Below are 10,756 nucleotides of genomic sequence, written 5' to 3' on the forward strand. Positions count from 1 at the left end.
CTGCTAATCTACAGACATATCCATTCATTTATGGGTTGCTTCCTTAAGTTCTCTGCAGAAGGCCCCTATTTCCTCTTTCATAATCTCTTTGTCCTGGAGATTTTCCTGGATTATATTTAACAGGGCACTGGCTACAATGGCACCATCACCACCTGTTTGAACAACGTTTTGCACGTGTTCTGGTTTGGAAATACCAAAACCCACGCATAGAGGAAGATCGGTATGGTTTTTCACCCGTTCTATTAGTTCCATGGTACTTAGTTCCAGGTCACCCCTGGCACCGGTGACTCCCATAACTGCCACCACATAGAGGAATCCCTGGCATAACTGGGAGATCTTCTGCAGTCTTTCATTGCTGGTGGTCTGGGCTGCCATGAAAATCTGCTGGATTCCATATTCATGGGAAGCAGTCACTGCATCATGGGCTTCTTCAGGGGGCAAATCAGCTGCGAGAACGGCGTTAACTCCATTTTCCCTGGCAGCCTGGTAAAATTCATCTAAACCCATTTGATAGATGAGGTTGTAGTAAACCAGCAGACCAATGGGTATGGAGGTGAATTCTCTGATCCTTTTGATAAATTCAAATCCCCTCTGGGTGGTCATACCTGCTTTGAGTGCTCTTAAATCTGCTTCCTGGACTGTGGGGCCGTCTGCAACCGGGTCACTAAATGCGAACCCTATTTCCAGGGCATCAGCACCATTTTCCACGAAGGTTTTCACAATTTCCAGGGAGGTTTCAAAATCAGGATCTCCTGCAACCACAAATGGGATGAAAGCACCTTCATTTTTAGATTTAACCCTTGAAAACATTTCCTGGTAACTTTCCACTTTTAAATCATGGGTACTCATACTTCCACCCCCATTTCCTTGGCAACCAGAAACATGTCCTTGTCTCCCCGTCCCGAAAGGTTAACCACAATGGTTTTACCCTTATTTTCAGGCATCTTAGCATACTTCTCCATGTAGGCAATAGCATGGGAGCTTTCAAGGGCAGGGATGATGCCCTCATATTTGGAGAGTAGTTCAAAACCATGTAGGGCTTCTGCATCGTTTATGGCTACGTAGTTTGCTCTTCCAGTAGTCTGGAGATAAGCGTGTTCTGGTCCTACTCCTGGATAATCAAGACCCGCAGATACTGAATGGGCTTCATTGATTTGTCCATCATCATTTTGAAGTACAAATGAGAATGATCCGTGTAGTATTCCTTCGGTACCTTTACACAGGGTTGCTCCTGTATTATCAGTTTCGACTCCGTCTCCTCCTCCTTCAACTCCAATAAGTTCCACTTCCTCATCATCCATAAATCCTGAAAATATTCCCATGGAATTACTTCCTCCACCAACACAGGCTATAACTACATCTGGAAGTTGGCCTTCTTTTTGGAGGATTTCTTTCCTGGTTTCTTTACCTATGATGTTCTGGAAGTGTTTCACCATGGTGGGGTATGGATGGGGTCCCATGGTGGAACCGATGAGGTAGTGGGTGTTCTCCACACTGGACACCCAGTCACGGAAGGCATCGTTTATGGCATCTTTAAGGGTGCATGAACCAGTTTCAACTGGCAAAACTCGGGCTCCGGAAAGCTCCATTCTGAATACATTCAGTTTTTGTCTTTCCACATCTTCTGATCCCATGTAAACATCTACAGGCATACCAAAAAGAGATCCAATAACTGCAGTGGCAATACCATGCTGTCCTGCTCCGGTCTCGGCTATTATTCTGGTTTTACCCATGTATTTTGCAAGAAGTCCCTGCCCAAGTGTATTATTTATCTTATGGGCTCCGGTGTGGAGCATATCTTCCCTTTTAAGGTATATTTTGCATCCCAATTTTTCTGAAAGATTTTGGGCATAATACAGGGCAGTGGGTCGTCCTGCGAATTCTTTTAAGTAGTAATCAAGCTCCTGGTTGAATTTTTCATCATCCTTGTATTTCAAGAATGCCTTCTCCAGCTCCTCAAGAGCAGGTATAAGGAGTTCGGGGACGAATATTCCCCCATATTTACCAAATTTTCCATCAGTTATCATTAAATTCACCTTATCATTTGTAATTAGTTCTGTCATATTTTACAGGCACTTATTCTTTGAATATTAATTCGATGCAATGTTTAATTTAAATTATGTCTTGTTAAGTACCGTAATTTTCATTAATTCATTTATTTTAGAGGTGTTTTTAACTCCGGGCTCATCTTCCACCCCTGAGTTAACATCCACAAAGTCAAAGAATTCTTCCAGGGTCTCCAATTCCTCTTCGATCCTTTTTTTATCCATTCCTCCGGCGAGGAATAGTTCTAAATCAGGGTTACTATTTTTTGCAATTTTTGCAGCTTCAATGGCTGTTTTGAGGGGGATCTGCCTTCCAGTTCCACCAGTTTTCCCCTTAATTTCATAATCAAAAAGGAGATAATCGCATACACCTGCGAAATCCTGAATTTCCCTAACTTTTTGAGGATCTATATCTTCAGATAGTCCCAAGGCCCGGATAATTGTTAAATCACTTTTAATATGATGATCTCCTGCTGTTGCACTGGTCAGTTGATAATCATCTTTCAACTCACCTATTTCCTCAGCTGAGAGAGAGTGAAGTTGAATATTCCTTAAGCCTGTTTTTTCTATTCCTTGTTTGGCATCCGCCATATTTTCAGGCTCAATTACAAGCACCGCCTTCTTTTTATCCTTCATAAATGAGGTTAAATCTATTATTTCTTCGATTTCAACCATTCTTTTGGATCTTTTGATGTTGATAAATCCCATTAGATCCGCACTAGCCCTTTCACAGGATGAGATGTCTTCTTTTCGACGTATTCCGCAGATTTTAATGTTCATATTTCTTACCATTTGTAATTAACACTATCCCTTTGATCTTCTGGTTTTGGAATTTTTCCGGCAGATACCAGTTTTTTAACTTTTTCCAGGATATGGGAAGATCCCATTATGCTGCTTCCCACTAGAAGAGCATCTACTCCTAATTTAGATAGGAAATATACATCTTCAGGGGTTTGAACTCCGCTTTCGGATACCAGGGTAAGATTTGATGGCACCAGACTGGCCAGTTTCTCGGTTCTTTTAAGATCAATCTTGAAATCATTGAAATCCCGATTGTTTATTCCTATTACCTCTGCTCCTGCTTTTATTGCCAGTTCTATTTCTTCCTTACTTTTACATTCCACCAGAGCATCCATATCTAGATAATTACATAGTTCAATCCCTTCACGCAGATCGGGATAGACATCGGTCATTAAAAGAACCGCACTTGCACCGTAGGCCCGGGCTTCATAGATCTGATAGGGATCCAGAATGAAATCCTTGCGAAGCAAGGGAAGGCGGGTTATTCTGCAGGCCAGTTTCAGATTGTCAATGTTGCTTTTGAAAAATGATTCTTCAGTTAGTACACTGACTGCACTGGCTCCTCCTTCCTCAAACAGAGGGACCACATCACCCACTGTGAGCGGGCTGATTTCACCAAGGGAGGGGGATGCTGGTTTGTACTCGCAGATAATGGAAACGTCTTCTTCTTTATGTAATGATTTTTTAAAATCTGTTCGAAGTTTAACCCGTTTAATATTCTCTTTCAACTCAGCCAAGGGCTGGTATTTCTTCCTTATATCCAGCAACCTTTCCCTTTCTTTGATTATATCGGTGAATTTCATGAAATTTCCATCTCCAGGAAATTTTTCATGATCCTCCGACCATCACCAGTTCCAATGGACTCCGGGTGGAATTGAAGACCGAATATGGGATAATCATGGTGTTTAATGGCCATTATCATCCCATCATCAGTTTCAGCCAGTATATCCATGGAGGATGGTGTACTATCCCTTTTACACACCAGAGAATGGTATCTTGCTGCCTGGAGGGGGCTTTTAACACCCTGGAACATGCCAGTATTTTGATGGTGGATCAGGCTTTTTTTCCCGTGAACAGGTTCTGTACGGGTGATTTCACCACCAAACGCTGTAAATATGCCCTGGTGTCCGAGACAAACACCTAAAAGTGGTGTTTCCTGGCCAATTTCCAGGATGGTGTCTCTGGAAACACCGAAATCCCTCTCATTTTCCGGGTTTCCAGGACCTGGAGATATTATGATCCGGTCGGGTTGCAGTTTTTTTATTTCGGCGATGGTTATTTCATCATTCCTGAAAACACAGATGTCCTTTTCAAATTCTCCCACCAGTTGATAGAGGTTATAGGTGAAAGAATCATAATTGTCTATTATTAAGATCATTTAGCTTCACCTGACATGTTTAATGCACTTAGAAGTGCCTGAGCTTTGTTTTCACATTCATGGTACTCGCTATTGGGAACTGAGTCATGGACTATCCCTGCTCCCGCCTGTATTTTCCCGTGATCACCATCACAGACCAGGGTTCTTATGGTAATGGCGAAATCTGCATTTCCATTTAATGAGAAATAACCCACTGCTCCGGCGTATGGTCCGCGGGGGATGCCTTCCAACTCGTCTATTATTTCCATGGCCCGTATTTTAGGGGCTCCGCTTAATGTGCCTGCCGGGAAGATGGAGGCAAATGCATCCACTGCATTTTTGTCTTTTTGGAGTTTTCCCATTACTCTGGAGACAATGTGCTGCACATGGGAGAATTTTTTCACAGTCATGTATTCTGGCACGTTGACCGTGCCAAATTCACTCACCTTACCTATATCATTACGGGCAAGGTCAACCAGCATCAAGTGTTCTGCTTTTTCCTTTTCATCTTTTAAGAGTTCTATTTCCAGTTTCAAGTCTTCTTCTGGACTAGAGCCCCGTGTTCTGGTTCCGGCTATGGGGTAAGTCTCAACATCCCTTCCTTCTACCCTCACCAGCATTTCAGGACTGGATCCAATTATCTCCCTTTCACCAAGCTTCAGATGATACATATAGGGTGAAGGATTGATTTTACGGAGAGTTTCATAGAATGAGAGTTTATTTCCCTTAATCGTGTATTCTCGGGCATTGGAAATAACGCCCTGGAATATTTCCCCGGCTTTAATCCGTTCCTTGGTATCCATAACCATGTTTTCGAACTTATTTTGGGAGAAATGATGTTTTATTTCATGGAAGGTCATATTTTCCGCTTCAAACTCTTCCTTTTCAAGTTCTTTGATTTGGTCTATTCTGTTTTCTCCCAGTGTGATGTATTCACATTTATTCTGAAGCCGGTCGAAGATCACAGCATCCAGAAAGAGTCCGAATTCATAATCTGGGAATGTTCCTTCCTGCACCGGGACTGGTTCAAAGTACTTCACTGCCTCATAGGAGACGTATCCCACCAGCCCTCCCTGGAACCCTTTTCTCTTGCTTCCATTTCCAATGAGACTTTTTATCTCATTAAAAGGGTTTGAAGTTTCTATTTCCTCTGTTTCATTTTCTTTCCTGATTTCCAGGGTTCCATTATGGGCTTTGAGGGTTGCTACTGGGTTAAATCCCAGAACTGAGTATCTGGCCAGCCCACTGTCACTTTCCATGGATTCCAGGAGGAAACTACTGGGGTATTTAGAGTATATCTTTTGGAATAGTTCAAAAGGAGCGTTAAAGTCAAGTTTAGTCCTTTCAGCTTCTTTATTTTTCAGGTTATATTCGCCAAAAACATTCACTGTCTTGCATGTTGTCACCATATTTATTCACTAACATTCCTATACTTCATTGTACTATTTAAACCTTTAGTGTATAAATATGTACATAAAATTAATTATATGAGCAATGCCAAATGGAAGATCATGGTCTAACTAAATTAATATTATGAATATGAGTAACTGAAATTAAGGAAATTAAGATTAGATGATCAGATTTTAAATAAGGATTTTAAATTAAAGTAAAACAGATGGTGCAAATTAACAAGGTGATTATTCCATGTGGGATCGTATTAAACACAAATTTGAGAAATTCCCTGCTAGAATGGGAGTGGCTCGTAAAATAGTGGAGTTAGGGCTTAGAGTGGGTGAAAATGGGAAAATCTACTGTGGAAATGTAGAAATAAGTGATGTTGCCCTTGCCAGGGGAACCGGCGTGGACCGCAGGTCCATTCGCTCCACAGTGGAGGTTATAATGGATGACCCTGAACTGGCTTCAATATTTGGAAACATATTTCCTGCAGGAGCACTATTAAAAAACGTGGCCAGTGATCTAAGGTTTGGAGTGGTGGAAATAGAAGCCCAGGCTGGCACACCAGGGATACTGGCTAAAGCCACTCAGTTAATATCACAGGAAAACATCAGCATCAGACAGGCCCATGCTGGAGATCCTGAACTGGAGGAAAATCCTAAATTAACTATTATCACCGAAAAACCAGTTAAAGGAGAAATGATCCAGGAATTTCTGGACATACCTGGTGTTAAAAGGGTGTCAATTTATTAGCACGTGTTTTCATGTATAAACGTGTTTTCAGGATAAAAATTAAAGTGAGATAAATAAGTGAGATATATTTATCTATAGAATTAATTTTTCAAAAATACAAGTTTAACAAGTCAATTGAAAAATCAATGGTAATAGGTTAAAACAAGTCCATGAAACTTATAAAATGAATTCTAATTATCCGGAATTCTAGTATTATAAAAAATAGTTATGTTAAAAAAGTGATGTTAAATTTAAATAAAAAATCACTTTCATTGATTATTTGTTTTTCCTGCATCTTCTTCATCCAGAATCTTCAGAAGTTCATCCCATGCTTCCAGAGATTCCTGAGCTTCCTGGTCAGATAAAACTTCTATTGCGTATCCTGAATGAACCAGAACGTAACGACCAACATCAACATCGCTAACTAAATCCAGTTTAGCCTGTTGTCTTACTCCGCCAAAATCCACAGTAGCCACATTATCGTTAATTTCTATAATTTGAGCTGGTGCTGCTATACACACAATTTTCACCTTTTAAAATTCATTTAAAGAGTCAATACGGGTATTCTAATAATTTAGATTAACTTATGATTGAATAGTATTAAACCAGGCTCTACCTAATAATGCCTAGAATAAGTTTAGTTATTTTAATAGATACTCATCACCATATAAATATCTTGGGGCCAACAAATTTTTGATAGAATTTTTTAAGATAATTTAAAAAAATTTCACGGGGATTTTTAAATGAAAATGGTAATTATTGGAGGAGGACCAGCCGGTCGCAGCGCAGCAATGGAAGCAGCACAACTGGATGCAGAAGTTACTTTAATTGAAAAGGAACATATAGGGGGAACCTGCCTGCATGAGGGATGCATGGTCATCTGCGGCCTCAATGATGTGGTACGCTTTTCTAAAGATTCCAACAATTACCAGAAACTGGGCATAATCTCCAAAAAACCCCAGATCGATTATTCACAAGTTGCAGATGGAATAAAAAAAATCACCGGGAAAATAGAAAATGTCTTAAAACACGAAACCCGGCAATCAGGGGCGGAAATAGTGCTGGGCGTAGCAGAGATTAAAGATGGGAACGTGGAAGTTAATGGAAAGAACTATCCATATGATAAACTTTTAATAGCCACAGGGTCCCGACCGTTTATACCCCCGATTCCTGGTGTTGAGAATGCTTTAACCTATAAGGATGTTCTGGACCTTAAAGAGGTTCCTGAAAACCTCAACATAGTGGGGAGTGGTGTAATCGCCGCAGAATTCGCAGGGATATTCTCATCCCTGGGCAGTCAGGTTAAAATTCTATGCCGTAAACAGTTTCTAAGCAGCATCGATCCTGAAATTAAAAATTACATAAGAGAACATCTTCTTAAGGGAGTAGACATCCAGGAAAATGTAGATGTAAATGAAATAATCCCTGAGGGTGCATCCACTTCCAATGGTCATGTGGATGGATCAGTATTCCTGGCCACCGGTATGACTCCAAACTCGGAAATAGCCAGTGATATGGTTGAATTAGGGTCTAAAGGTGGGATAATGGTCAATGAACAGATGAAAACTAGCAATCCTTCTATTTATGCTGCGGGGGATGTGGTGGGCACAGTGAGTAATACCCCGGTGGCCCGTATGGAAGGTGTGGTTGCAGCCAGAAACGCCTGCAATATATCATCCACCATGGACTACCATCTGATACCACAATCATTAACATTGTATTATCCAGTAAGTTTCCTTGATTCAGGAATCGAGAAATCAGAAGATGAATTTGATGTGCGTATCCGTGGTTCTGCCGGTCCAGGGTCATTTTGGCACGTTCTTGATGGAGAAACAGGGTTCACCAAAATTTCATCAGATCTTAAAACCGGTGATATAACCCGGGTATCATCCATATCTCCCGCTTCCCGTACTACAATCCCTTACCTGGCTAAAATGGTCAAGGATGGTTACAAAACCACCGATTTTGATGATTTCATTGAAACCCACCCTTCAACTGATGCTATTTACAAATTACTTCATTTTTTGTCTAAATATGGTTAAAACCAGTCTTATGGGAAATAGAAAAATAAGAGATGAAAATGGGCAGAAAATAGTTAATATAAATTCTTTAATGGACATAAATCGTATTGATCATTCATTCTTTCTTATTTTATCATATATCACACGAGCAATATTATCTGAAGCTTTCAAAACATCCTCGCTGTATTTAAGGGCATTTTCTTTAAGCTCTTCCAGATTGTTAAAGGCTACACCAGTAACTTGGGTGATGTTATCCAGATCACTTTCCAGGACAGCGCCCTTAAAAATAGCTGCCAAATTATGATAACGCCCGTATTTAACTCCTAAAAGAGCAATAATGGGTAAATGGCAAGCTATGGCTTCTTGAATCATCATACCGTCATCAGTGAGCACAGCCAGGTCCACAACCTTATACAAATCCCTGATCCAGTCAATATACTCTAAATACAGAATATTTTCTCCTTTTAAGTACTCCCGGTAATCATCTTCCAATGGAGCTCCAACCACCAGAATATTGGCATTAATACCACTTTTACTCAGTTTTCTTGCTCCTAATGCCATTTTTTCAAAAAGAGTGGAGCCTGAGGAAAAGAGAATTGTGGGACGGCTCTCATCAAACCCTTCTGGCATTAATTGCAATGCTTTTTCCCTATCCCCAATGATTATGGATGGATCAACAGGGGAATAAGCTTTATGAATATTTTTATCTTTCAAATCCATCTGGAAAAGGTTAGATTCCGGAAGTGCCACTGTGGTGGTTATTTTAGTACATACTTTGGCATCAGTGGGTGTGATTAAAATACCAACAGAGGGTTTGTTGGCCATTTTAGCCCCTAAACACCCTACCACAGCTCCCCCTCCAATTACACCCACTACCACATTGGGGTGTACCTTCCTTATAAGGCGGGCAGCTTCCACAGCAGCCTTTGAGGTTTTAACAGCGGCTTTAGCCAGTGTTTTTTTGGTGGCAGCATGACCTCCTGCCTGGGGGATGCTGATTTTATACCAGGATAAGTTATGCTTTTTCAAGAGTAGTCCTGGTGCACTGTGATCTAATGCAAATTCACATTCAACACCATACTCTGAAAGAGCACGAGCAATGTTAAAGGCGGTAACTGCATCTCCGCCAATTCCTCTTCCTGTAACTATGAATAGTGCCTTCATTTAAAAAACCATTTATTTTTATTCAGAATTTAAGGTTTAACTTAAGATAATGACTTCAAATAATCAGATGACTTCAAGACTTTGACTATTAACAGATTTTGACTATTAATCTATAAGAATGTATAGTCACTTATAAAATCTATCCCCAAATTTTATATTTTATCAATCTTCATTCATTACTCCAAGGCATTTATTAAATCATTAATAATCTAAAGACTTTTTGGGATTGAAAGCCTGGTTGAAGAAGTCTATTTTCCATATAAATTCATAAATTCCGGTTATTGTTTCTAAAAATTCTTCATATTGGTTCCAGATCCCTATGGCCGTTTCTGATATGGTCATTTCACCAGAAAGTTTGCAGAATGCTATGAGCATTCCTCATTATCTCTGATTACCAGTTTAAAATGTACCCTTTATTTCTTTTATTTCATGCAATTTATGATAATATTCATGTTGATATGGTTAGAAGAAATACATAAATATTCGGATATGGGGAAAAATAAAGTCATAAACTAGGTTTAAAGTCATAAACTAGGTTATATGCTAATTAATCTAAAAAAATAAGGGAATGGGATATGTTTATATCCCAAATTTGGATTTTGGTTTATTTACGTTTTGGTAGCAAGAATCCACCTAAAACCATTAACACAGCCAGTAACAGTTGTGCTATTGGTGCTCCAGTGGTTTGCATCCCCACGGTTTGACCATTCACAACATTATTCTCTGGAACATTCTGGGCGTTCACGGTTAATGTCTGAATGTTGCTTGAGAGGTTAGGGTCGTATGTATCGGTTGTCATACTTGGTGCGAAGACGAAGTTTCCAGCACTTAGTATTTTAACTCTAACCCATGCAGTAGGGTCTCCCACTACTACATCTCCAAGTATCCAGGTTATAGTCCGGGTTACCGGGTCGTAGGTAGCTGTTCCCTGATCCACATTCACGTCCACGAACTCCATACCTTCCGGAATGGGTAAGGTAAATACCACATTACGGGCAGTATCTGGTCCATTGTTACCCACCTTAAAGGTGAGAGTCATGGTTTCACCCACATAGGGGTTATTTTTACTGGCCCAGCTATGGATATAGAGATCAGTTAAAGGTACGTAGATTGGTGTGTCGGTTCCACTTGTTGTTTGTGGGTATTCGGTGTAGGTTGCGTTGGCGGTGTTGGTTATTCCTGTAGTGTTTCCGGCCATGTCTGCGTTTATTGTGGCGATGAATGTTCTGATGACGTCAGGT

Annotated in this window: 12 protein-coding genes; 2 read left to right on the forward strand and 10 right to left on the reverse strand. The window is 40.3% G+C overall.

Features of this window, described 5'->3' with window-relative positions; all coding sequences use genetic code 11:
- Nucleotides 1-24: 24 nt before the first annotated feature.
- The 6 genes from trpA to trpE form a co-directional block, all read right to left on the reverse strand.
- Nucleotides 25-849, reverse strand: a complete 825-nt coding sequence (gene trpA / locus HY987_RS11415) for a tryptophan synthase subunit alpha (RefSeq protein WP_292758713.1) — start codon at nt 847-849, stop codon at nt 25-27.
- Nucleotides 846-2,027, reverse strand: coding sequence for a tryptophan synthase subunit beta (gene trpB, locus HY987_RS11420; protein ID WP_292758715.1), 1,182 nt, complete (start codon nt 2,025-2,027; stop codon nt 846-848). The genes trpA and trpB overlap by 4 nt, the downstream gene beginning before the upstream one ends.
- A 90-nt stretch (nt 2,028-2,117) precedes the next feature.
- On the reverse strand, nt 2,118-2,825 hold the full coding sequence (locus HY987_RS11425) for a phosphoribosylanthranilate isomerase (protein WP_292758717.1): 708 nt from the start codon (nt 2,823-2,825) through the stop codon (nt 2,118-2,120).
- 5 nt (nt 2,826-2,830) lie between these two features.
- Nucleotides 2,831-3,649: an indole-3-glycerol-phosphate synthase gene (locus HY987_RS11430; protein WP_292758719.1), complete on the reverse strand. Its 819-nt coding sequence runs from the start codon at nt 3,647-3,649 to the stop codon at nt 2,831-2,833.
- Nucleotides 3,646-4,224, reverse strand: coding sequence for an aminodeoxychorismate/anthranilate synthase component II (locus HY987_RS11435; protein WP_292758721.1), 579 nt, complete (start codon nt 4,222-4,224; stop codon nt 3,646-3,648). Before HY987_RS11435 ends, HY987_RS11430 begins: the two co-directional genes overlap by 4 nt.
- Nucleotides 4,221-5,612, reverse strand: coding sequence for an anthranilate synthase component I (trpE, locus tag HY987_RS11440; protein WP_292758723.1), 1,392 nt, complete (start codon nt 5,610-5,612; stop codon nt 4,221-4,223). Before trpE ends, HY987_RS11435 begins: the two co-directional genes overlap by 4 nt.
- Nucleotides 5,613-5,847: 235 nt before the next feature.
- Here trpE and HY987_RS11445 point away from each other — a divergent pair, with 235 nt between their 5' ends.
- Nucleotides 5,848-6,351 carry an amino acid-binding protein gene (locus HY987_RS11445; protein WP_292758725.1) on the forward strand — a complete coding sequence of 168 codons (504 nt, stop codon included), beginning with the start codon at nt 5,848-5,850 and terminating at the stop codon, nt 6,349-6,351.
- A gap of 248 nt (nt 6,352-6,599) precedes the next feature.
- Here the strand turns inward: HY987_RS11445 and HY987_RS11450 are convergent, their stop codons facing one another.
- Nucleotides 6,600-6,851, reverse strand: a complete 252-nt coding sequence (locus HY987_RS11450) for a HypC/HybG/HupF family hydrogenase formation chaperone (protein ID WP_292758727.1) — start codon at nt 6,849-6,851, stop codon at nt 6,600-6,602.
- A 222-nt stretch (nt 6,852-7,073) separates the two neighbouring features.
- Between HY987_RS11450 and HY987_RS11455 the strand changes: the two genes are divergently transcribed.
- Entirely contained in the window at nt 7,074-8,372 is a 1,299-nt protein-coding gene (locus tag HY987_RS11455) for an NAD(P)/FAD-dependent oxidoreductase (protein WP_292758729.1), read from the forward strand.
- A gap of 90 nt (nt 8,373-8,462) precedes the next feature.
- Here HY987_RS11455 and HY987_RS11460 read toward each other — a convergent pair whose 3' ends face one another.
- The 3 genes from HY987_RS11460 to HY987_RS11470 form a co-directional block, all read right to left on the reverse strand.
- Nucleotides 8,463-9,515, reverse strand: coding sequence for a glycosyltransferase family 1 protein (locus HY987_RS11460; protein WP_292758732.1), 1,053 nt, complete (start codon nt 9,513-9,515; stop codon nt 8,463-8,465).
- Between the two features lie 201 nt (nt 9,516-9,716).
- On the reverse strand, nt 9,717-9,890 hold the full coding sequence (locus HY987_RS11465; RefSeq protein ID WP_292758735.1) for a hypothetical protein: 174 nt from the start codon (nt 9,888-9,890) through the stop codon (nt 9,717-9,719).
- A gap of 229 nt (nt 9,891-10,119) precedes the next feature.
- A partial coding sequence (locus HY987_RS11470; RefSeq protein WP_292758738.1) for a DUF11 domain-containing protein occupies nt 10,120-10,756 on the reverse strand: 637 nt, incomplete at its 5' end.

This window comes from Methanobacterium sp. (genome assembly GCF_016217785.1).
Classification (GTDB): Archaea; Methanobacteriota; Methanobacteria; order Methanobacteriales; family Methanobacteriaceae; genus Methanobacterium.